This is a genomic window from Enterococcus sp. 12F9_DIV0723 (assembly GCF_002174375.1).
GTDB lineage: Bacteria > Bacillota > Bacilli > Lactobacillales > Enterococcaceae > Enterococcus_A > Enterococcus_A gilvus.
This window is the reverse complement of sequence record NZ_NIBK01000002.1, coordinates 407,630-428,672: the sequence shown is the minus strand read 5'-3', so window position 1 is coordinate 428,672 and position 21,043 is coordinate 407,630. Positions and strand designations below refer to the sequence as shown.

Below are 21,043 nucleotides of genomic sequence, written 5' to 3'. Positions count from 1 at the left end.
AGTGGTACACTCTACTAAGTACAGTCGCCAATTGGCTGAGTCAAAACAAATCCAATTGGCTGTTTTCAGTGAATCCGTAAAAAGATATGCTATAAAAAAACAAATGGAGCGTTTCTCTATGAAAAAAGTTGCAACAATTGCAGGGTCCGACGCCACAGGCGGAGGCGGACTCGAAGCAGATTTAAAAACCTTTGAAGAATTCGGCACCTTTGGATTAGCAGCGATCACTTCGATCGTCACCCTTGATCCAGCAAACGGGACCCATCAGTTGCATGCCCTCCCGCTCGAGCTGATTCAGAAACAGATCGCCTCGGTCTTCGCAGGTCCGATCGATGCGATCAAAACGGGGCTTTTACCCTCTAAAGAAATCATCGCCCTCGTCAGTGAGAAGATTCCTAAAGATCGGCCGCTTCTCGTTGATCCGGTCATCGGCGGCAAAGGGACGCAGGATTTTATCAAAAACGATCAAGTCCAAGCTTTAAAGGAAACATTACTGCCGCATGCCCTCATTACTACTCCGAACTTGAGAGAAGCAGGCATCTTATCCGAAATGGGAGAACTAACCTCTGAAGCTCAGATGGTGCAGGCTGCCAAAAAAATCGCCCTGCTTGGTGTGCCCAACGTGGTAATCAAAGGCGGGGCTCGATTAGATGCAAAAGAAACTGTCGATCTTCATTTCGATGGAAAAACGATCCACCGATATCCTCATCCCGTCATCGATACACCTTACAATCATGGCGCCGGATGTACCTTCGCGGCAGCGATCACAGCTGCGATCGCGAAAAACTATCCCATCGAACAAGCTATCAAGCTGGCGATTGATTTCGTTCAGGCGGCGATTGCTATGGGAGAAAAAATCAATCCGTATGTCGGTCATGTAGGGCATGGCGCGTACACCCACGGAGAAAAACGATTGGAGCTTACTGATGAAGACTGACAAACGCATTCAAAACCTCGTATTGATCGCATTATTTGCGGCATTGACCTTTATAGGGACCATGATCAAGATTCCTTTGCCCACAGGCGCCTTTATCCATTTCGGAAATGCGGTCGTACTGTTGGGGGTACTCTTGATTGGGTACTGGCAAGGCTCGCTGGCAGGCGGGATCGGCTTTTTTATTTTTGATATTTTAAACGGCTTTGCCACCGAAGCACCCTATTTTCTGATCGAGAGCTTTGTCGTAGGTGCTGCCGCTTATGTCGTGTTTCTTCTATTTAAAAAGAAACCGACCCATGTCTATCAAATCATCCTTATTGGTATCTCAGCAGGAATCGCAAAATTTATCATGTCTGTGATAAAAGCGACCGTCATGGGGCTGATCGCTGGTGCCCAGTTAAAGCCCGCTTTCTTTGCGGCGATCGCCACGATGCCTGCGACCGTGATCAATATCTTTTCTACTATTCTGATCGTCAGCCTTGTGTTCTTTGCTCTACGCCGGGCGATGCAGATGATTTTTCACAATCAGCCGATTTAATGCTATACTAAATGTCCTTGGCAGGGGCGAAAGCTTATAAAAGAGCGGCTAACACTTTGATTGTTAGCCGCTCTTTTACTCTTTCATCGATGGAACTTCATAGTATTCCTCACTCATGATGTCGCGATACACTCCTGGGATGGATTTCCAAGAAATAAACGAGATTCTCTTCACATAGGTCCCCTTATGCTGGACCAATGCATAATTTTTTCCCTCTGGCGCTTGCCCTCCTTGAAAATCTAGAAGCATTCCTTCACCAAAAGGGTCATCTGCAACCCAAATGTTCTTGTAAGGATCGGGAAATTGTGGCACTTTTCCATCTTCTCGATATTTTTTTCCGCCATTATAAGTTACGGAAGTTGGCAGTGTCGCATACCCGATGTTCATCTTCATAAACGGATTCAACCGATCCACCCACTGATTTTGATTTTGATACTGTGTCAAAAAGATTATTCCTCCGAATAAGGCAAGAATCATCCCAATGAGAATAGTCCTATATACTTTTTTTAGCCGAATATCCTTATCAATCTTTTTTACGACTTTCACATCTCCCCTCAATAAACTATCCAATGACACGTTGAAGAGTTCACTCAGCTCTACCAGTAAGGTCAGTTCGGGATACGTTCGCCCCGTTTCCCAACTTGAGATCGTCTTGTCAGAAACATTGAGCCGCTCAGCCAGCTCCTTTTGTGTCCATCCACCGTGTTTGCGATGTTCTTTGATTTGTTCTCCAATGTCCAATTGCCAAACCCCTTTCTCCTTTTATCATAAAAGAATCAACGATAGAAGCTACCTATTCGTTGTAGAATCCTGCGTTCTCACACTCTATGATTTGTAGAATCATGTTCCTGCATCGAATCTAACTGTTTTTTTGAATCGCAAAAAACTTGCCACGTCAGTATCTGTTCTTTTTCCACGACGACTTTCCATGCTGCTGGAAATGCCCAATGTCGTTCTGACTGCCCTAAATAGGACCCGCTTGCTCGACCAAGGATCACCGCGAAGCTGTCATTTTCTACATAGTCTTCTACCTCAATCAAGTAATCAGGAAACCAAGCAAAATACCCTGACCACCCAGACACCATGTCTTCCTTAGCTTCACGATTCCCATACGTGTCAATAAATTGAAAATCCTCCGCCATCAGAACAATAATGTCCGGCACCTGTTGGTGATTGATCGCCTCCACAAACTGTTCTATAATTTTCTTTCTCATCGTTTCCTCCAAAAAAAGTTCTTTCTTTTATTATACCAAGCATTCCACACACCAAATTTTAAATAATTAAAAATTTTTTATGAATACAAAATCGTTTTATTATTATCTTCTAATGTGTTATACTTTTATTTGTAACTTTGTTATTAAAAGAAAGGAGGAAAAAACATGACTTTTTTTGACCAAGAAAAACCGTACCGTGTGACATTTGATTTAAAAGAGAACATCTTTATCGTTTACTCTACCCTCACTGGACAACAAGGAACTGGAATCACCATTGAACAAGCGATCTACGACTTAAAAAAATCTGCTTAAGGAGCGCATCTCTCAATGAATGAAGCCTATAGTTAAACGCCTCTGCTTGTAAATCGAAAGCAGAGGCGTTTTTGTGTCGTCATCTTACATAATTGTTCGTTTACCATAAGGGGAATCCATGTCTCTTTGCCCCTCTTCCAAGCTATACTAAGGCAACGAAAAAATTACGGAGGTTGAAAATTATGAAAAAATTGTTATTTCCATTCTTCGCTGTGAGTTATTTGTTGGCCCATGTGACCTTGCATCTGTCCCTTTATCCAATTGGCTGGATTTCTAGTTTGTTTCAGTAAGAGGGAGATTGAATGATAAATCTATTGATGGAATGCTTTAACAGCATGATCAGTTGGGCAGTGGGAACTTTTGGACAAATGATCGATGTTCTTTCGGACATCATTGTTTACCTCTTTTCTGCGCAGCTTTAAAAAGTGGTAGAGTCCTGAAAAAGGGCTCTTTTTTTCTTGACTATCTGCTCCTTTTATTAGATGATGGGAATTTGAGTAAGAAAGTAGGAGAAACATGAGTATCTTAGATTTAACAGGGATCGCCCAACAATTTGGCGACAAGATCCTGTATGAGGATTTAGAATTACATTTGAATAAAGGGGAACATCTTGGCCTGATCGGACAAAACGGTGCGGGAAAAAGTACCTTGATCAAAATAATTACCGGAGAACAGTTACCGGATGAAGGCACCATTGCTTGGCAAAAAAATATCCATGTCGGTTATTTGGATCAGTATGTGGAAGTCGATCCGACGCTGTCGATCAAGGATTTTCTTAAAACGGCGTATGCGGCAGACTTTGCCAAAGAAGCCAGAATCGGTGAGCTTTACATGGAGTACGGCGAATCCATGGAGGACAAGCTGCTGGAAAAAGCCGGCAAGCTTCAAACCGAATTGGACCAAGGCGATTTCTATCAGATCGACACCTTGATCGCTGAAATGAGCAGCGGCTTGGGCTTGGATGTTTTAGGCATGGACACGCCGCTGGAAGATTTGAGTGGTGGGCAACGGTCGAAGCTGATCTTGGCAAAATTATTGCTGGAAAAACCAGACGTTCTTATTTTGGATGAGCCGACAAACCATTTAGATGATGAACACGTGGCGTGGTTGAGTCAGTTTTTACAGGAATTTGAAGGCACGTTTGTGGTTATTTCACATGACCGGGACTTTTTAAATCAAATCACGACCCACATCGCGGATATCGAATTCGGCAAGCTGACCAAGTACACAGGGAACTTGACGAAGGCATTAAAGCAAAAGGAACAATTCCAAGAAACTTATATGAAGCAATATGCGTCACAAAAGAAACAAATCGAGAAAACTGAAGCCTACATCCGCAAATACAAGGCGGGTTCTCGTTCAACGATGGCGAAAAGTCGGCAAAAGCAATTAGACAAGGTCGAACGGTTAACGCCGCCTTCTTCAAATGCCATTGCACACTTCGAGTTTCCTTATGCGCCGATCGTAACGACATTAGCACTTGAAACGACCGATTTAGAGATTGGTTATCAACGACCGCTGCTGCCACCGATCAACGTTACCCTGCGTTACGGCGAAAAAGTCGCGATTCGCGGCTTTAACGGCATCGGGAAATCGACGCTATTAAAAACTCTGATTGGCGCGATCCCGAAACTCGACGGGGAATTCCATTTTCCAGCGAATACAAAGGTCAATTATTTTGAACAGGATCTTCAATGGGAAAACCCATACCAAACACCGCTGCAATACCTAAGCGATCATTTCCCGAAAGAAACGGTCAAAGAATTGCGGAAGCATTTAGCAAAAGCAGGTCTGCCAAACCAATTGGCACAGGAACCTCTCAGCACACTTAGTGGTGGCGAGCAAACGAAAGTCAAGTTGTGTCAAATGACTATGCAAAAAGGCAACCTCTTGATTCTCGATGAACCGACAAACCACATCGACCAAGCGACAAAAGACAGCTTGCGTGAAAGCTTGGCGAATTTCGCTGGTACAGTCATCGTGGTTTCCCACGAAGAAGGCTTCTATCAAGACTGGACCGATCGCGTGATCGAGATCAGTCAATAACCAAAAAGAAAGCCAAACGGCGAATTTCTTTCCTAATGAAAAGAAATTCGCCGTTTTACTTTGCGTTTGTAAAGTATTTTCTGTTTTTACTTTCTACACGCGTTTTAAAGCCACTGAAGTGTTTCCTTTTCTTCGTCACTTAAGCCGAAGCTTTCAGGGTAATTTTCCACTCGTTCACGTAATTTTGGAACCTCTGCCCCGCTTTTCACTAAAATATCAATACCGGCGGGAGTAACCAAAGACTTCTCAAAACGAATCACTAAAACGTCCCCCTTCATCGTCACGACCTGCCATTGACTCGTCAACACCTTCAAGAGGCCTAATCCGCGCCAGACAAATCGCCCATCTTTCAAGCGGTCGATCCCTTTGATCTGCTTCGTTTTGTCCTTTGCCTCATATTCCACCAAATCCAGTAATTCTATTGTGTTTTTTTCTATCCGCTTATAGGTAATCCGCGGACGTTTTCGCTTTTCAGACAGCCACATGGGAAATGTCGTTCCTTTGATCTCCCAAGTCCCATCGAGCTGTGTATGCCACGCTGTCATCATTCCACCTCTTTTTCTTCCTTTTAGTGTAAAATAAAAGGAATTCATGACAAAGAAATATGCTCTCGAAAAATTTTAGGTATACCGAATTTTTTTCTTTTCATTTCCTGATTTTGGGTGTATGATTGCAACGTAGAAAAGTTTATAGAAAGGTGGGAGCTTCTTGAGTAAGAATAAACGTCCCATTTTAGAACATACAAACGGACTTTCCCTAGAGGAAGTCAACGGTACGATCAAAGTACCAAAAGGAAAAAGCTTTTGGCGAACCCTCCTCGCCTATTCTGGACCGGGAGCACTCGTCGCTGTCGGCTATATGGACCCAGGAAACTGGTCGACCTCTATTACTGGGGGACAAAATTTCCAATACCTATTGATGTCTGTCATCTTGCTATCCAGCTTAGTTGCCATGCTGCTGCAATACATGGCCGCAAAATTAGGGATCGTCACTCAAATGGACTTGGCACAAGCCATCCGCGCGAGGACAAGCAAAGCCTTGGGGATCGTCCTTTGGATCTTGACGGAATTAGCCATCATGGCAACAGACATCGCGGAAGTCATCGGGGCAGCCATCGCGTTGTATTTACTGTTTGATATTCCACTGGTCATCGCGGTCTTTATTACAGTATTCGATGTCTTTTTATTGCTGCTGCTGACAAAAGTCGGTTTCCGAAAAATCGAAGCCATCGTCGTCTGCTTGATCTTCGTGATTCTCTTCGTCTTTATTTATCAAGTAGCACTCTCCGATCCAAACTGGGGAGAAGTTTTTAAAGGATTCATTCCGACTAGCGGCACCTTCGCCAATGAACCGGCGATCGGCGGACAAACCCCGTTGACTGGCGCCCTTGGAATCATCGGCGCGACAGTGATGCCTCACAATCTATACCTGCACTCAGCTGTTTCGCAAACGCGCCAGGTCAACCATGACGATGAAGAAGAAGTGGCGAGTGCTGTGCGCTTCACTACTTGGGATTCAAATATTCAACTGTCGATGGCCTTTTTAGTCAATGCGCTGCTCTTGATCATGGGTGTGGCTGTCTTTAAAACAGGAACGGTGAAAGACCCTTCTTTCTTCGGATTGTATGAAGCCTTGTCAAATCCAGCGACGATGAGCAACGGGATCTTGATGAGCGTCGCGAAAACAGGTGCATTGTCCACGTTGTTCGCTGTCGCACTTCTGGCTTCAGGCCAAAATTCGACGATCACAGGAACATTGACCGGACAAGTTATTATGGAAGGCTTCGTTCACATGCGGATGCCGATTTGGCTGCGCCGTTTAGTAACGCGGCTGATCTCGGTGATCCCTGTATTGATTTGTGTGATGCTCACACGGGGTGACACGATCGTACAAGAACACGAAGCGCTGAATGACCTCATGAACAATTCACAAGTTTTCTTGGCCTTTGCCCTGCCATTTTCCATGCTGCCGCTGTTAATGATGACCAATAGCACGGCGGAAATGGGCGAACGTTTCAAAAACAAACGAATCATTCAATTGCTTGGCTGGGTTTCCGTAATCGGATTGACCTATTTGAATTTGATTGGTCTGCCAAGCCAAGTCGAAGGCTTCTTCGGCGACAGCCCATCAACCATGGAGATCGCCACAGCGGATACGATTGCGTATGTTTTGATCGCCGCTGTTCTGGCCCTGCTTCTCTGGACGATCGTGGAACTCCACAAAGGCAACAAACGCGTCGCTCTTGCAGCAAAGGAATTAGAGGAAGAGTTTGACGATTAAATACCTGCAAAAAAAGTTCTTGGGACACCGCTAAGGGTTCCAAGAACTTTTTTGACTTCAAAGTGAACAAATGTAGTAGAAATCACTGCTCGTTTCATTGCAAATGAGTTTTTAATTATAGTAAAATGAGGAAGAACAAATAAACTTCAAAAGCGTATCATGTACGAATACAAATCAGAAGTTTTATACACTAAAACCAAATGGACGACAGACAAAGCTGAAGACAGCGACCTTTTCGAATTGGATAACTTGATCAATCAACGAGCACAAGAAGGCTGGGAGCTTGTCACCTACTCCTACATGTCTACCTCGTTACAGCTCAAAGGCGCTACGTTGATCACCTTCAAAAAGGCACGATAATCCGTTTTTATAGTCAATGCTGCCAATGATGGCAGCTTTTTTTGAGTTTCTTTTAACGATTCGTGGGTGCCTTCTCCTCTGGATACCAGTTGATTTCTGCTTTTTTCGCTTGAGAAAATAATTGCCGATAATTCAGTTGATACGATCGCCCGTCCTTTATAAAATGCGTGCCGCATTGACGAAACTCGAAGGGAATCCCCCGCATTACTGCTTCTTCCCGCAGCTTCAATACCCATTCATACGCCAGCGGACGCGCCTCGCGATGGTATTCGCCGCCTGTCATCACTAATTCTATATCGTCTAGATACTTCTGAATCGTCACCTCTTCGATCAACGGCTGACAAATAATATTCTTGTGTTTGATAGGAAGCTTTTGTAAAAGCGCCAATCGCTGATCTGCCCGCGCTTGATTCTCCACAGAAACCCCGATCGTGACATTCTCATACCCGTCACCCCAATCCTCCGGCACAACAGATAAAAAGCGCTCGATGCGTTTTGTCAAAAAAATAAACTGCAAATCTGGTCGTTCTTTGATCATCTGCCAACATTCTCCCCGCCACGCGTCGGCTTCTTCTATTAGGAAATCGCTAGAAAAACATACGTAGACATTTTGACCGCCCTTCATTTTGTACCCATTTTTCGTTTTTTTGATCGGTGCATCAAATTGCGCGGACTTTTCGATTTTACTGGTATCAACCGCTCTTTTTTTGTCGCCTTCATGAATAAAGCAGTAGCGACACCCTTCACTGACTCGACGACAGCCTCGCCAAGGATTCCAAAATGCCATATACCCACCTGCCCTTTTCTTTTTATCTTAACAAATTTAAAAAGATAAATATGCTCTTTAATAGAAGAATTATACTAGAAAATTTGAGGAGAAAGAAAAAACTTACTTCACTAATAGTGAAGTAAGTCCCTGCTAATAAGCTTTTTGAATCTCACTTAGATAGCTTTCTATCCCTGTGATGCCCTCTTTATTGTAACGATTGATGAATTCAGAGCCAATGATTGCTCCATCTGCACCATTTTTCAAAATGCTAAGAATGTCCTCTGGACTTTTTACTCCAAAGCCGACGAATACAGGCAATGCAGTATTCTTTTTCACGTAAGGCAGTAGTTCAGTATACTCACTTGGCAAATGAGCAAATTCACCTGTTTTTCCTTCTCCAGAAACTAAATAAATGAATTGAGCACTTTGAGATAATTTTGAATCTATTTCTGCCTTTGACATTGTGTGATTAAAGATATGGACAAATCCTGAAAAATCTCTTCTATCTAGCACTTTATCCACACATAAAAGTGCGTCATACAAATTTTTAGAAAGCCGCCGCAAGTTAAACTGTTCAACACCTTCAGAGTAAGTCATTAAAATAATTTTGAAGGAATAGCGTTCCCGTATCTCACTCAGTATCGAAGCGATTTTTTCAGTGCTCAAGTCGGAGAGGACTTTTGCTTGCGATTCTTTGACCGTCGTTCCGTCTAAATAAGGATCGAAAACAGGAATCCCTAGTTCAACATACCCTACGTTAAATTTTTCAACTGTATCTAGAATCTCAAAAAATTTCTGTTTTGTTGGATAACCGAACGTCACATACAACACTAGATTTTTCATTAAGCACCTCCAAGCAGTTGAAGTACCCAACCCAATATTGGACCATATACAGTATAATCGGTCTCACTGAGAATGCGCATGATCGGGGCATAACTGCCCACCATCGGAAGTAAGAACGCCTGACCAAAAATCAAGAGAAAGCCATTTGCCAATGAGCCGATGATCGCACCTCTTCGTCCGCCGTGGGCATTTCCGAAAATAGCTGTTGCTGCCCCTGTAAAAAAGGTAGGGATCAACGCTGGGAATACAACGACTGGATAATTTAGAGCCCCTAAAAGCAGCATACCTACTAAGCCAGACACCAAACTACACAAGAAACCAACAATCACTGAGGTTGGATAGTTAGGAAACAGCAAGGGAATATCGAGGCCGGGCTTTGAATTTGGAATGATTTTATTCGCAATTCCGTGGAATGCTGGAATGATCTCTGAGAGCATCATCCTTACACCTGTGATGATAACCGTGATCCACATACCAAATTCAACACCGCGTAATAAAGAAAAGACAAAAATATCTTGACCACCGGTAACATTTTCCATTGTCCAGCTAGGTGTTGCAAAAAGACTAACGGCTAAAAACAACACGGTCATAACCAATGTTAAGGCAATCGTCATCTCTCTTAAAAAGTTTAATTTTTTAGGAATTTCCATTTGTTCTAAATCATGCTCTTTGTTTCCAAAAACTTTAGCCAGTAAAGTCGCAACCAGCAACCCAAAAGAACTCGAGTGGGCTAAAGTAAATCCTTCTCCACCTTTGACCCCTTTTATACAAACGGCTACGTAAGCACAACTCAAAGTCATATATAGTCCCAAGAGGACTGCACCTACAGCAACGATGCTAGTAAACGACAAATTCGTATTGAATTTCAGCAAAGCTGCAATCAAGCCTGCAAAGAAAAAGGACACATGAGCAGACAAATGAACATATTTAAAACGAGTAAAACGTGCCAGCAACAGGTTGATCAAAAAACCAAACGCAAAGATCAGCGCCATTTCTGTGCCGATATCCGCAAAGCTTTCTGCTTGAGCAGCACCGATATTGGATGAAAAGGACTGCATATCGAATACTTTAGAAATCATTTGCTGTAGCGGCAGCAGAGCCACCCCTAATGTTTGCCCGCCGACATTGATCATGGTGAACCCGATCATTGTTTTTAGCGTACTAGGTAGAATTTGATCCCACGATTTCTTCTGAGCGACCATTCCGACAATAACGACCATCCCAATAATAAAGACGGCTTGGCTTAATACATTATTTACCAAATATAAAAAGACCGACATGTTCAGACCTCCTATTCATTAATCGCTTTTAATAATTGCTCTTTTAAATATTCTTTATCCATCATATTGTCAATACGTACGATAGTCGCTGTTGATTCTCTCAGTGTGTCCGCAAAATCTGATGTAGTAATCAAAATATCATAACTATTTGGATCAACAGAGCCGATATCCGCTGCATCAACAGTCGCCTCAATTTTTTCTGCATCCAAAATTTGTTGTGTAAACAATCGCATCATCATGCTGCTTCCAACACCTGCTCCACATACTGTTACAATCTTTATCATGAGTTTTTTCCTCCTTTAATCATAGCTAAAATCTCTTCTGGTTTTTCTGCGTTTAGAAAACGCTGTACATTTTCTTCGTGTGACAAAATCTCTACCAATTCCGCTAACGCTTTTAAATGCGTTTGATGATCCACCGCACATAGACCAATCACGATTCTTACCGGATCGTTTTTAGGATGCCCAAATACGACCGGCTCTTTCAAAGTAACAATACTGAAGCCTACATCTAAAGCCCCTTCTTCGGGACGAGCGTGAGGCATCGCGATTCCTGGGGCGATGACGATGTACGTGCCATTTATTTCAACATTTTTTAACATCCCATCAATGTAACTTTCAGTTGCCAAACCACTTTTTACTAACAATTCGCCGCTTCTTCTGACTGCTGTATCACGATTTTCCGCAAGATAGTGAAGATCAATCAGATCCTCTGTCAATATTTCTTTAAGCATAGGTTGATACTCCTTTTTCAATTTCTTCTCCGATTTAAGGTTCAAATAAGTTTCAAACTCTTCTGATAACTGTTCTACTTGTTGAGGCGTCAATTCCACATAATTTTTCACCATGCTGATTAATTTTTCTAGACTGACTTCATGGTAGATGGGCTTGATGAATCCGCTGATGATCCCGATATCTTCCTCTGATAAGTAAGGATTTACATGAACAAAGGGCACGCTTTTTAGCTTCAAAGGAATCGTAGTAATGACTAGGTCAACCTTATTATTTGCAAGCCATTTGATCCCTTCTTTTTCGCCAAAGGTTTCAATTACATCAACATTAAAAATATTCTTTATTTTGCTTTTGAGAATCTCTGAGGTACTTATCCCGGCGTGGCAGATAATCACTATTTTTGTTTTATGGGGTACATAAAACTTTTGACGCTCTATCGAAGCCGCAAAAAATAACGTAAAGAAACTAAGTTCGTGCTCTGTGAACTTAACCTTCAGCATTTTTTCAATCAGGAAAATATGTGTACGAATGATTCCGTGCAATGTTTTGTAATTTTCTAACACGTACTCATACATAGGGTTTTCCAATGCTTCGTTTGATAAGGTTCGCTGATAGGCAGGACGTAAATGATTGATCAGCCCTTCATACAATTTTTGATCGCTTTTAAAATCTACGTCAGGAAGTTCATCACTCACTGCTGTAATGAATGTTTCAACAACTAAATTGAATGTCACCCATTTGTCAGATAATAATTCTTGGTGCTTAGTAATTGAGGCTTCAGAAAGCTTATTTGCCAAGAACTTAAGCTCCATAGAACTGATTTGATGATCGAACAGCTCATCTAATTCCCTATGGTGTTCCCGAAGCGCGTGTTCCTCTCTCGTTAATAATTCCTTTTCAGCAATGGACACAAGCGTTTTTCCTAGAGCCATTCTTTTCTTGGCGATCCAAAAGTGAATAATCACTTTTTGAATGGCCTCATCACTCAATTGAATCCCTAGTTTATGACAAATTTTTTCTATGAATACTTCTATATCTAGTAATACCTGCTGTTCAAACTTATAGTGTTCTGTTTCAAACAACAACGGATCTCTTTCAACCGTAGCAGCCAATAAATTACGAATATTCCGCTCTTCACCATTGATTCTGTACCCTCGAAAAGGAATCGTCTCTAAATCAATGTTGTTTTCACTAAGTTTTTTTCGAATCGCTTGTAAATCACTTAATAATGTATTTTTAGAAATGAGTGTCTTTTTCAATAAATCTTCCGTGCAGAAAATTTCTGTTGAAAGTAAAATAGATTCTAATATACGTACTCTTCTAATAGATTTATCGCTACTAACAAACTCACTGTTCAAGAGCAATAATTTTTCAATCGCCACAGGACTTTCTACAGTGGCATACACGCGTCCTTTGTCTATAACAATTAATTCTTGAGAATCCGCAGCGAGTGTTTCATTAAGCTTATTGATATCGTTGTAGATCGTTCGCGTACTTACTTGAAATCGTTCGGCCAATTGAGTGATTTCAACTTCAGTTCCTTTTTTTGCTAGCAAAGTATATAAATTTGATAATCGATTATCCATAAGCGTTCCTCCTAAATTTAGTATAAGGTATTATACACGAACAGAAAAAGAACAGTTCGCTTCAAACTTTTTGAAAGGAACTGTTCTAGGGACTTTCAGAGGCCCCTTTACGAGATCGGCCTTTGACATTTCGTTATCAGAGCATTTATTAAGTAAAAATGCTAAAATTAACCCATAAAGTAAAAAAAAATGAGGTGATTAGTTGGAAGAGTATCGCGGTTTGCTAGAAAAAACGATTTTACTGCAAGAAAAGCCTATTATGATGTCCTTGCTCATCATGACCGATGGGGAGAATAAGACTGAAGTCTTGATCAAGGACCGCTATTTATCTAGTTATGTGTTCCGCCTGCCGGACAATAAATATATGATCCATATCGAAGGGCGGCGCAACAAGCGCAATCAGCTCGTTGCAAAGCATTTTGAGATCATGAATCCTGATGAATACATCAAGATCATCGGCGCACCGGAATAACGAGGCTATGAAGTAAAAAAAGAATAGGAGCAATTCTCTTGTCAAAGAAAACTAAACTAGTTGCTGCGATCGTGATCGCGGCAGCTAGTTTCGCTGTTTACAGCACAATGAATCTTGGATCAGAACCAAAAAAATCCGATCCGGCAACCACGCAGGCGCCCTCTCAAGCGCAGGAAAATCCCACACAACAGGAACTCTCCGCACTTGATTATGAAGGAACGCAAACGATCGAGATCAACCAAAACAAACCGACTTTTTCTGAAGAAGACCTTGCCACTGCACAGGGACCATGGGAAAAGTATGGGGATCTGGATCGGCTGAATCGGGCAACCGGCGCGGAAGCTCTGCTTAATAAAAAGCTGATGCCGACGGAAAAACGCGGCGAGATCGCCAGTGTCACCCCCACCGGCTGGCACAACAAAAAAATCAACGGGCAATACCTTTTTAATCGTTCACACTTGATCGGCTATCAACTGACCGGACAAAATGCGAATTGGAAAAATTTGATTACCGGCACACGCCAATTGAACAGCCCGGAAATGCTGCGCTTTGAAATGGATATCAAGTATTATTTAGAGAAAAGCAGCAAGAATTACGTCCGCTATTCTGTCGTGCCGATTTTTCGTGGAGACGAGCTTCTGGCTCGAGGGGTCCACATGATGGCACAATCCGTCGACAGCACCGAAGTGCACTTCAATGTTTACATTTTTAACGTCCAAAAAGGGGTAACTCTAAACTACGCTGATGGAACGAGCACCGTCAGTGACACTTCGCAACCCTCTAGCGCCTCTTCACAATCTGAGACGGCACGCTATGTTGACGGCAACGGCAAAGGGTTGATTAAAGGATCGAAAAGCGGTGTCTATCACCTTCCCGGCAGTAAATATTATGACAAAACGACGAATCCGAAAGCCTGGTTCAAAACCGTTGATGAAGCTAAAAAAGCGGGTTATCGCCCCACAAAATAATTTTGAAAAATTTTTCACATTTCTTCTTTACAGATATATTTCTTATGTTACAATAATATTACGAAACAAACGTATTACTTTGTTTACATTTATAGAACCAGTTGGAAAAGGAGAGATCATCTTGAAAAGAACATTTTTTGCGTTAGCCTTATTGCTTTTATTCCCATTAGGCGTGAAGGCCGAAACGGAAACATCTACAACAGCGGAGCAATCCCCTGCAACGACTGAACAAGCAGCACCTGCAAACGTTCAAAGCAGCGACAGCGCAACAGTTGAGTCGAACGCTTCCGGTGAATCAAGCACAGCGCCAAGCAATAACAGCGATGTAAAGGACATTGAGAAAGCAAAGGATGATACCGTCGATCAAATCGAAAAAGAAACCGGTGTGAAAAAAAGCAGCGATCCTGTGGGCAATGAACAAGACCCCGCTAAAATCCGTGAGATGCTGAAGGACGATTCAATGAAAAGCATCCTGTCTCCTAGCGAAGTCGACGGCTATACTGATCAGCAGCTATTGAATGCCATGACCCTTTGCCAACGAATCGGTACAGATACCTACGGCTTAGACGTTGGCGGCTATGCTCGGATTCTTCAAGCGCTCTACAAAGACAAAACCTTGTCTTGGAGCAAGATCGAGAATATCTTAAATTACAATCCAAGTGACTACAAAAATGCTATCGAGATGGTGGACCAAATCGACAGCCTGCAAGCCTATTTAGCAGCCGTTTACCCTAGCAACAGCTCGTTTATGGCGATTCGCCAAATGAGTAATCAAGAATTGACCAACGTGTTGACCTACATCTCTCCGATCCAAGAAAAAATGATCGCGGCAGATGGCGACTTCTTCCCTGGTATCATCGCGTGGATCAGCCGTTATTCAGCTAAAGACGATGTGCGAAATGGCGCTGCTGGCACCAGCAGTACGACGGAAACGACAACGACGTCTGAAAGCACCACAGCTACCTCAACCACTCAAAGTGCTGAAAACAAAACGCCGGCTTCCTCAGACAATGATAAAAAAGAAGACAAAGGCGGTTTCTTACCAAAAACTGGAGAAGAAAGACGAACATGGCTGACTGTCGCTGGTGTCCTTATTCTAGTGATCATCGCATTTGTCATGATTCGCCGCAACCGTAAAAAATAACTAATACCTGCCCTGCGATCAATAGAATCGCGGGGCTTTTTTTTGTGATTTTGATGCTAAAAAATAGACGTGTGACAGTTTTGTTAGGCGCAGATAGGACTCCCGCCCGATTTTCGCTCCTGTCTTTCTTGATAAGCTAAGAGTATCAAATTTGAGAGGACGATCATGAGAACTATGATAAAAAAACTACTCGGCATTCTTGCCAGCATCGCCATTTTACTATTTGCAGCAATGCTTTATTCAAAAAATTCATCTAGCGAGGTAGCCGGCATCTTGGATCAGCTCAACCCGTTAGTTCCTAAAAGTGAACTCTATGTAAAAACAACCAAACCACAATCCGTCAATGGATACGGCACAGCCTCTTACCAGCAAATCGCCGCCAATGAAAACGGCAAAACGCGGACGGTCCAATTCAATGGACTCTCTGAATTAAAAACCGATCGCTATTTGAAGCTGACCAATAAAGGCAGCCACATCGAGACCTACGAGGAGGTCCGCCGCGACCAAGTCCCCGAAAAGGCCTTAAAGGAAATTGATCCGCGGTAATGAAAAAGGTTCGTCTGTCAGGAATGATAAACGAACCTTTTTTTGCGGACGATTCTTCGTTTCAACGAATGATCGTTGTTGATATCTTGGCATATCTTGCCATATACGCAGCTTGGCTGCCGAAGAAATTTCGAATCCGACTCGTTGACTTCGCGCCGATAATCAGGAGATCCGGTTCGTAGGCTGGAATATATTTATTCACGATCAGCTCCCCCGGATTGCCTTTATCAACGAGCGCAGTGACACGAACCACGCCATATTCAAGCGCCTCCTTTTTGTAGGCAGCACAACGTTCTTTCAACGCCTCCATTTCCTTCTCCCAGTAGTTTTTGTCCATAGACTGATAAACATTTATCTTTTGTTCTTCTAAAATTGAAACGATCAGCAGTTCAGCCATCTCGTGCCGCGCTTCTTGAATCGCGTAGCGAAAGGCTTTTAGCGCATCAGGACTCTCATCTACGCCTACCATGATTTTCTTACTATTCATCTTCATTCTTCCCTTCATGTTTGACGGCATTAAGCTGTTGCGCGTACCGTTTATTTCCTTTGTACAATTCGATCGTCGTCCAAACCAGCATCAAGAGAACAATAACGACGATGGCGTAGGCGATGGTATCCGCAAGCTGTACCTGCCCCGCAGACGGTGTTTCGCCGAAAAATCCTTCGATTTGATTAGGCAATCCCTTCATATTCAAGAAAATCAGCCCAATTACAGAGAGCCAGCCCAACAATTTTACTACCCACGAATTTTTGAAACGCTCCCCCATCTCCACGCGGCTATCGGTAAACATCAGCAAAGGCAGCATCGAGAACGGCAATGCGAAGGCGAGGAAAACTTGCGAGTTGTTCATCAAATTGTTGATGGCGATGTGCTCCTCCACCTCACTTTTCCCGCTGGTCATGAATACACAGATCAGTACAGGAATGACAGACAAAAGCCGCGTGATCAAACGTCGAAGCCAGATTGGGACTCTCATATGAACAAATCCCTCCATGATGATTTGCCCAGTAAGTGTGCCGGTGATCGTTGAATTTTGTCCAGAAGCCAACAAGGCGACGGCGAAGAGGATCGACAGGATTCCTGAGCTGGCAACCTGCGCCAAGAGGCTATTTGTCATGACTGATGGATCAGACAAGGCTTTGTACAAGCCGAAAAAAGACGGATCGGCTACGCTGCCAGTTTTAAACACAGCCACACCCATGATCAGCAACAAAGAATTGATGAAAAAGGCCATCGTCAGTTGGATGTTGGAATCCCATTTTGAAAAACGCAACGTACGTGCGATGTCCTCTTGATCGTCATGATTGATTTTCCGACTTTGAACGATCGACGAATGCAAATAAAGGTTGTGGGGCATGACCGTTGCGCCGATAATTCCCAAGGCACCAGTCAATGGTGTTTGTCCAGCGACGGAACGAGACGTAGAGAACGCCTCCGAACGAGGAAGCAATCCTTGAAAAACGGCTCGCCATTCGGGCTTCGACAATGCGACCTGGTACGCAAAAATGATGAAAATAACGACGATCAGTGCCACAACGATCGCCTCGATCTTGCGAAAGCCGATCTTTGTCAATAATAGCAGCAGCAAAACGTCAAAGACGGTGATAAACACGGCGATCACTAAAGGGATGTTGAACAATAAGTACAGTGCGATCGCCCCTCCGATGACCTCCGCAATGTCCGTTGCCATGATCGCCAGCTCCGTTAATAGCCACAAAACGATTCCCAGCGTCTTGCTTGTTCGGGCGCGGATCGCTTGCGCCAGATCCATCTGGGAAACGATCCCCAGCTTCGCGGACATATATTGAAGAAGCATCGCGATCAGACTTGAGAGGAGAATAACGGACATCAATAAGTACTGAAAATTTTGCCCTCCCGTGATAGAAGTCGACCAATTTCCTGGGTCCATATATCCTACGGCCACTAGCGCACCCGGCCCAGAATAGGCAAAGAGCGTTCGCCAAAAACCAAGATCCTTTGGAACCGTGATCGTGCCGTTGATTTCTTCAAGCGATGGTCCATTGGCGTATTCTATTAAATGATGCTTACGGGTAGCGGTGTCCGAGTTCTTTTCATGTGTAGCCTTCAACTAAATTCCTTCTTTCAAGCCTTGTGTATATTTTTAGGCATACCTAAAATATCGCACTTCATTTTTTTAAGCAAGGGGCTTTTTTTCCTCACATCAACTAAACGCCCGCGCATAACTAAATGGTTGTTATAAATACAGCTTCCTGTTTCAAAAAATCCGTTGCCTAGCGATTTTTTTCTCTCCCCTTTTCTTCTAGTCAAACAAGCACATACGCTCAAAACGAAAATCGTTATTTTAAAATCGATAAAAACCCCGAGTTCGTTTTTTTATTATTCCATTTATTTTCTTTTCGGTTTTTCCGTAAAGCCTTTTCCCTTATATAACAATGCATTAATCTCAATTTTCTTTTTAAATATATTATTAAGAAAAATAAATCGGCTATTTTTATTTCACACATATCGTTATTATATACTCAGTAAACAGCCCCTATAACCTTGTTAGGTGAGGCGTCTATACAAACACAGGCTATTGCGCAGAAACGTCGAAAGACGCCAATGTGTAAAACAGGAATTGTCGAATTAAGGCTTTTCTAAACATAGCTAAGAATTTTCTTTACGTTGTATAGTGCCAAAACTCAGACGATGAGAGGACAGTAAAGGATCGCCTTCTTGTTGCAGCACAGAAGACGATCCTTTTTGTTGCTATATTTATTTGTTACACGAAAGGACGACTTATTATGAAACGCTCGCAAAAAATTGTTTTACTATGCCTCACGGCTCTATTGATGTGCGCCATTTCAGTCTCTGCCTATTCCTTATTTGTCAATCAGCATTTGAGAAATACCTTAGACAACGGGTACCATCCCATCAAAAACGAGTATCAGACAACTACGAAAAAAGACACCGAATCCTTTCTAGTCATGGGATTGGATAACACGATCGAAAGAAAGCTGGGTACTACTCGAACGGACGCTATGATGGTCATTACCGTCAATCACAAAACCAAAAAAATCACCTTTTGCAGCCTGCCGCGTGACAGCTTCGTGCCCATCAGCTCAAAAAACTATCAGGGCAATCAACGCATAGAAGCCGCCTATACCATCAACGGTCCGACGGCTTCAGTCAACACGGTAGAAAACCTATTGAAAATCCCGATCGATCACTATTGTGTGTTTAATTTTCTATCCTTTATTCAGTTCATTGATGCCATCGACGGGATCGATATCAATGTGCAGCACGCATTTGACGGCGTGACAAAAGACGGCCCCGGTTCCATTCATTTTGATGCAGGCAAACAGCACGTCGATGGTACAAAGGCGCTCTCCTATGCTAGAGAACGGCATAGCGACAACGACATCATGCGGGGCTTTCGTCAGCAGGAGATCATTCAAGCCGTGGGGAAAAAGCTGACCTCTAAAACAGCCGTCAAAAATCTGACCAAGATCATAGACTCTTTCGATAACAATATTCAAACAGATATCACCTCGGATCAGCTAATGGACCTGATGAAAAGCGGTCTGCTCTATAACAGCTATGAAAAACAACGAGTCGACTTTGATTGGCGCACCTTCAGCAATCAAGGACGCAGTATGGTGGAACTTTATCCGGATAGTATCGAGTATGTGAGTCATGAATTACGCGTCAGTCTCGGGATCGATAAAAAGGACGCACGGGATAAAAAAACAAATCCCTTCCATACCAATGGTGAATACCTCTATCAAAGTGACTATTCTGTACAAGACGCGGACGCCGAAGACAAAGAATCTACTTCTTTGAACGGCAATACGTATATAGGCACAGCGGGCAACACCGAGACCGGCCCTCTCCCTACCGTCAAAACTAAAAACGGCTTTGTACAATAACTAAAAAACAGTGTAAAAGCAGGCATCAGGCGCTTTTACACTGTTTTCTATTTATAAGACGAAACGTTCTCTGAACAGTCATTTTCCTTGCGGGCAATCTCCTTGAATAGCTGCTTCACGTGCGCCTCGACTTCTTCGATGCCAAAAAGCTCGCTATTGCTTTTATTTTTATATAAATAATACTCCAGACTCAAGGCAGGAGGCAATGAAAAAAAGTGGACCCATTCGTTCGCCAGCCATTCCTTTTCGATCGCATGAATAACACACACGCCTTTTTGCAGGTGCAGCCACTTATGAATCCCTAAACTGTCCTGACAATACAGATACTCAGGAGCGATTTGAAAATAATCGGTCATTCGCTGCGTCAGCTGCTGATGACCTAGATGATCGCTTAATACAATAAAGGGCAGTTTCGCCAAGGACTCTGGCGTTGCTTGGCTTAATGCAGGAATCATTGAAGAATTTGCCGCAAGGACTATTTTTGAGCGGATCAAGGGCGTACGCTCCAGTTGAGGGTCATCCACTAAACTATTGGTGATCACTAGATCCACCTCTTTTTGCTTCAACTGATTCAACAATGCTAAAGGCGCTGCATGGGTGTAGGTGATGGTGTACGCTTCGTTTGTACAAGGGTACTCCCCCGCTTCAAATAGGAAGACCGATTCACTGACACCCACTTTGAAGGTCGGACGTTCCACCCGTTGATACAGCGGAAAATGGATTTTTCTCGCTTCTTCAATGATTCGTTTGACAAAAGGCAGGATCTCCTTTCCCTCTTCACTTAGCATCAGCTTCTTGCCATAGCGGGTAAACAACTCATAGCCCAGTTCATTCTCGAGACTTTTGAGCGCCGAGCTCAAAGATGAGATCCCAACAAATAATTCCTGCGAGGCTTTAGAAAGGCTGTTGTATTTTGCAATAACATAGAAGTACTCCAATTTTTCAATCGACATTTTTTTCACATCCCATTGCATTAAATTTTAGGTTAACCTAATTTTGCTCCTGCACCTAACATTACGCAAGGGTTAATTTTAAATAACACACATTCTTTAACAGAGATTAAAGATTGCTTTTGAAATTCCCTAAAAAAAGTGCTGATACACTTGATTCGTGTTTCAGCACTTTT

Annotated in this window: 22 protein-coding genes and 1 riboswitch; of the genes, 11 read left to right on the top strand and 11 right to left on the bottom strand. The window is 42.9% G+C overall.

All coding sequences use genetic code 11. From position 1 onward, the window contains the following. The first annotated feature begins 118 nt into the window (after positions 1 to 118). Together thiD and A5868_RS15150 are read left to right on the top strand one after the other, a co-directional pair. On the top strand, positions 119 to 937 hold the full coding sequence (gene thiD, locus A5868_RS15155) for a bifunctional hydroxymethylpyrimidine kinase/phosphomethylpyrimidine kinase (RefSeq protein WP_086304545.1): 819 nt from the start codon (positions 119 to 121) through the stop codon (positions 935 to 937). Next, positions 927 to 1,475, top strand: a complete 549-nt coding sequence (locus tag A5868_RS15150) for an ECF transporter S component (RefSeq protein ID WP_010778609.1) — start codon at positions 927 to 929, stop codon at positions 1,473 to 1,475. Before thiD ends, A5868_RS15150 begins: the two co-directional genes overlap by 11 nt. Before the next feature lie 75 nt (positions 1,476 to 1,550). On the opposite strand, the gene A5868_RS15145 is transcribed toward A5868_RS15150, so the two are convergent. Together A5868_RS15145 and A5868_RS15140 are read right to left on the bottom strand one after the other, a co-directional pair. Further along, complete coding sequence (locus A5868_RS15145; RefSeq protein ID WP_086304543.1) at positions 1,551 to 2,216, bottom strand: helix-turn-helix domain-containing protein; 666 nt, start codon at positions 2,214 to 2,216, stop codon at positions 1,551 to 1,553. Positions 2,217 to 2,293: 77 nt separating this feature from the next. Then, positions 2,294 to 2,689, bottom strand: coding sequence for a nuclear transport factor 2 family protein (locus A5868_RS15140; RefSeq protein WP_086304541.1), 396 nt, complete (start codon positions 2,687 to 2,689; stop codon positions 2,294 to 2,296). Between the two features lie 165 nt (positions 2,690 to 2,854). Here A5868_RS15140 and A5868_RS19115 point away from each other — a divergent pair, with 165 nt between their 5' ends. Together A5868_RS19115 and A5868_RS15135 are read left to right on the top strand one after the other, a co-directional pair. After that, a complete protein-coding gene (locus A5868_RS19115) occupies positions 2,855 to 3,001 on the top strand; it encodes a hypothetical protein (protein WP_010778612.1) in 147 nt (48 codons plus the stop codon). A gap of 516 nt (positions 3,002 to 3,517) precedes the next feature. After that, positions 3,518 to 5,047 (top strand): ABC-F family ATP-binding cassette domain-containing protein, encoded by a 1,530-nt coding sequence (locus A5868_RS15135; protein WP_010778614.1) that lies wholly within the window; start codon positions 3,518 to 3,520, stop codon positions 5,045 to 5,047. A 104-nt stretch (positions 5,048 to 5,151) separates the two neighbouring features. On the opposite strand, the gene A5868_RS15130 is transcribed toward A5868_RS15135, so the two are convergent. Further along, a complete protein-coding gene (locus A5868_RS15130; RefSeq protein WP_254908330.1) occupies positions 5,152 to 5,595 on the bottom strand; it encodes a hypothetical protein in 444 nt (147 codons plus the stop codon). A 160-nt stretch (positions 5,596 to 5,755) separates the two neighbouring features. On the opposite strand from A5868_RS15130, the gene A5868_RS15125 reads away from it, so the two are divergent. Both A5868_RS15125 and A5868_RS15120 read left to right on the top strand, forming a co-directional pair. Then, positions 5,756 to 7,327 carry an Nramp family divalent metal transporter gene (locus A5868_RS15125; RefSeq protein ID WP_086304539.1) on the top strand — a complete coding sequence of 524 codons (1,572 nt, stop codon included), beginning with the start codon at positions 5,756 to 5,758 and terminating at the stop codon, positions 7,325 to 7,327. 159 nt (positions 7,328 to 7,486) lie between these two features. Next, positions 7,487 to 7,687 (top strand): DUF4177 domain-containing protein, encoded by a 201-nt coding sequence (locus tag A5868_RS15120; protein ID WP_010778617.1) that lies wholly within the window; start codon positions 7,487 to 7,489, stop codon positions 7,685 to 7,687. Positions 7,688 to 7,739: 52 nt separating this feature from the next. Here A5868_RS15120 and A5868_RS15115 read toward each other — a convergent pair whose 3' ends face one another. The 5 genes from A5868_RS15115 to A5868_RS15095 form a co-directional block, all read right to left on the bottom strand. Beyond that, the gene (locus tag A5868_RS15115; protein WP_086304537.1) at positions 7,740 to 8,474 is read right to left on the bottom strand and encodes a DUF5131 family protein; all 735 of its coding nucleotides are present in this window, start codon (positions 8,472 to 8,474) and stop codon (positions 7,740 to 7,742) included. A gap of 132 nt (positions 8,475 to 8,606) precedes the next feature. After that, positions 8,607 to 9,299 carry a tryptophan synthase subunit alpha gene (trpA, locus tag A5868_RS15110; protein ID WP_086304536.1) on the bottom strand — a complete coding sequence of 231 codons (693 nt, stop codon included), beginning with the start codon at positions 9,297 to 9,299 and terminating at the stop codon, positions 8,607 to 8,609. Continuing rightward, complete coding sequence (locus A5868_RS15105; protein ID WP_086304535.1) at positions 9,299 to 10,579, bottom strand: PTS ascorbate transporter subunit IIC; 1,281 nt, start codon at positions 10,577 to 10,579, stop codon at positions 9,299 to 9,301. Before A5868_RS15105 ends, trpA begins: the two co-directional genes overlap by 1 nt. Before the next feature lie 11 nt (positions 10,580 to 10,590). Next, a complete protein-coding gene (locus tag A5868_RS15100) occupies positions 10,591 to 10,863 on the bottom strand; it encodes a PTS sugar transporter subunit IIB (RefSeq protein ID WP_086304534.1) in 273 nt (90 codons plus the stop codon). Continuing rightward, positions 10,860 to 12,896 carry a BglG family transcription antiterminator gene (locus A5868_RS15095; RefSeq protein WP_086304533.1) on the bottom strand — a complete coding sequence of 679 codons (2,037 nt, stop codon included), beginning with the start codon at positions 12,894 to 12,896 and terminating at the stop codon, positions 10,860 to 10,862. Before A5868_RS15095 ends, A5868_RS15100 begins: the two co-directional genes overlap by 4 nt. 202 nt (positions 12,897 to 13,098) lie before the next feature. Between A5868_RS15095 and A5868_RS15090 the strand changes: the two genes are divergently transcribed. The 4 genes from A5868_RS15090 to A5868_RS15075 all read left to right on the top strand — a co-directional run bounded on the left by A5868_RS15090 (position 13,099) and on the right by A5868_RS15075 (position 16,026). Beyond that, positions 13,099 to 13,368: a hypothetical protein gene (locus A5868_RS15090; protein WP_010778619.1), complete on the top strand. Its 270-nt coding sequence runs from the start codon at positions 13,099 to 13,101 to the stop codon at positions 13,366 to 13,368. Between the two features lie 38 nt (positions 13,369 to 13,406). Next, positions 13,407 to 14,336, top strand: a complete 930-nt coding sequence (locus A5868_RS15085) for a DNA/RNA non-specific endonuclease (RefSeq protein ID WP_086304532.1) — start codon at positions 13,407 to 13,409, stop codon at positions 14,334 to 14,336. 121 nt (positions 14,337 to 14,457) lie between these two features. Further along, positions 14,458 to 15,480, top strand: a complete 1,023-nt coding sequence (locus A5868_RS15080) for an LPXTG cell wall anchor domain-containing protein (RefSeq protein WP_086304531.1) — start codon at positions 14,458 to 14,460, stop codon at positions 15,478 to 15,480. A 174-nt stretch (positions 15,481 to 15,654) separates the two neighbouring features. Next, positions 15,655 to 16,026: a YxeA family protein gene (locus A5868_RS15075; RefSeq protein ID WP_086305397.1), complete on the top strand. Its 372-nt coding sequence runs from the start codon at positions 15,655 to 15,657 to the stop codon at positions 16,024 to 16,026. Positions 16,027 to 16,087: 61 nt separating this feature from the next. Here A5868_RS15075 and A5868_RS15070 read toward each other — a convergent pair whose 3' ends face one another. After that, complete coding sequence (locus tag A5868_RS15070) at positions 16,088 to 16,513, bottom strand: universal stress protein (protein WP_086305396.1); 426 nt, start codon at positions 16,511 to 16,513, stop codon at positions 16,088 to 16,090. Beyond that, positions 16,506 to 18,116, bottom strand: coding sequence for an Nramp family divalent metal transporter (locus tag A5868_RS15065; RefSeq protein WP_086304530.1), 1,611 nt, complete (start codon positions 18,114 to 18,116; stop codon positions 16,506 to 16,508). Before A5868_RS15065 ends, A5868_RS15070 begins: the two co-directional genes overlap by 8 nt. 426 nt (positions 18,117 to 18,542) lie before the next feature. Beyond that, positions 18,543 to 18,711, top strand: a riboswitch (M-box (ykoK) riboswitch). Between the two features lie 81 nt (positions 18,712 to 18,792). On the opposite strand from A5868_RS15065, the gene A5868_RS15060 reads away from it, so the two are divergent. Next, entirely contained in the window at positions 18,793 to 19,917 is a 1,125-nt protein-coding gene (locus A5868_RS15060) for an LCP family protein (RefSeq protein WP_086304529.1), read from the top strand. A 47-nt stretch (positions 19,918 to 19,964) separates the two neighbouring features. On the opposite strand, the gene A5868_RS15055 is transcribed toward A5868_RS15060, so the two are convergent. Next, positions 19,965 to 20,870 carry a LysR family transcriptional regulator gene (locus tag A5868_RS15055; RefSeq protein WP_086305395.1) on the bottom strand — a complete coding sequence of 302 codons (906 nt, stop codon included), beginning with the start codon at positions 20,868 to 20,870 and terminating at the stop codon, positions 19,965 to 19,967. Positions 20,871 to 21,043 lie beyond the last annotated feature (173 nt).

Bases quoted from the DNA above. Each gene is read 5' to 3' on its own strand.
- thiD (WP_086304545.1), top strand. From the start codon at position 119: ATGAAAAAAGTTGCAACAATTGCAGGGTCCGACGCCACAGGCGGAGGC.
- A5868_RS15150 (WP_010778609.1), top strand. From the start codon at position 927: ATGAAGACTGACAAACGCATTCAAAACCTCGTATTGATCGCATTATTT.
- A5868_RS15140 (WP_086304541.1), bottom strand. From the start codon at position 2,689: ATGAGAAAGAAAATTATAGAACAGTTTGTGGAGGCGATCAATCACCAA.
- A5868_RS19115 (WP_010778612.1), top strand. From the start codon at position 2,855: ATGACTTTTTTTGACCAAGAAAAACCGTACCGTGTGACATTTGATTTA.
- A5868_RS15135 (WP_010778614.1), top strand. From the start codon at position 3,518: ATGAGTATCTTAGATTTAACAGGGATCGCCCAACAATTTGGCGACAAG.
- A5868_RS15130 (WP_254908330.1), bottom strand. From the start codon at position 5,595: ATGATGACAGCGTGGCATACACAGCTCGATGGGACTTGGGAGATCAAA.
- A5868_RS15120 (WP_010778617.1), top strand. From the start codon at position 7,487: ATGTACGAATACAAATCAGAAGTTTTATACACTAAAACCAAATGGACG.
- A5868_RS15115 (WP_086304537.1), bottom strand. From the start codon at position 8,474: ATGGCATTTTGGAATCCTTGGCGAGGCTGTCGTCGAGTCAGTGAAGGG.
- trpA (WP_086304536.1), bottom strand. From the start codon at position 9,299: ATGAAAAATCTAGTGTTGTATGTGACGTTCGGTTATCCAACAAAACAG.
- A5868_RS15105 (WP_086304535.1), bottom strand. From the start codon at position 10,579: ATGTCGGTCTTTTTATATTTGGTAAATAATGTATTAAGCCAAGCCGTC.
- A5868_RS15100 (WP_086304534.1), bottom strand. From the start codon at position 10,863: ATGATAAAGATTGTAACAGTATGTGGAGCAGGTGTTGGAAGCAGCATG.
- A5868_RS15095 (WP_086304533.1), bottom strand. From the start codon at position 12,896: ATGGATAATCGATTATCAAATTTATATACTTTGCTAGCAAAAAAAGGA.
- A5868_RS15075 (WP_086305397.1), top strand. From the start codon at position 15,655: ATGATAAAAAAACTACTCGGCATTCTTGCCAGCATCGCCATTTTACTA.
- A5868_RS15070 (WP_086305396.1), bottom strand. From the start codon at position 16,513: ATGAATAGTAAGAAAATCATGGTAGGCGTAGATGAGAGTCCTGATGCG.
- A5868_RS15060 (WP_086304529.1), top strand. From the start codon at position 18,793: ATGAAACGCTCGCAAAAAATTGTTTTACTATGCCTCACGGCTCTATTG.
- A5868_RS15055 (WP_086305395.1), bottom strand. From the start codon at position 20,870: ATGTCGATTGAAAAATTGGAGTACTTCTATGTTATTGCAAAATACAAC.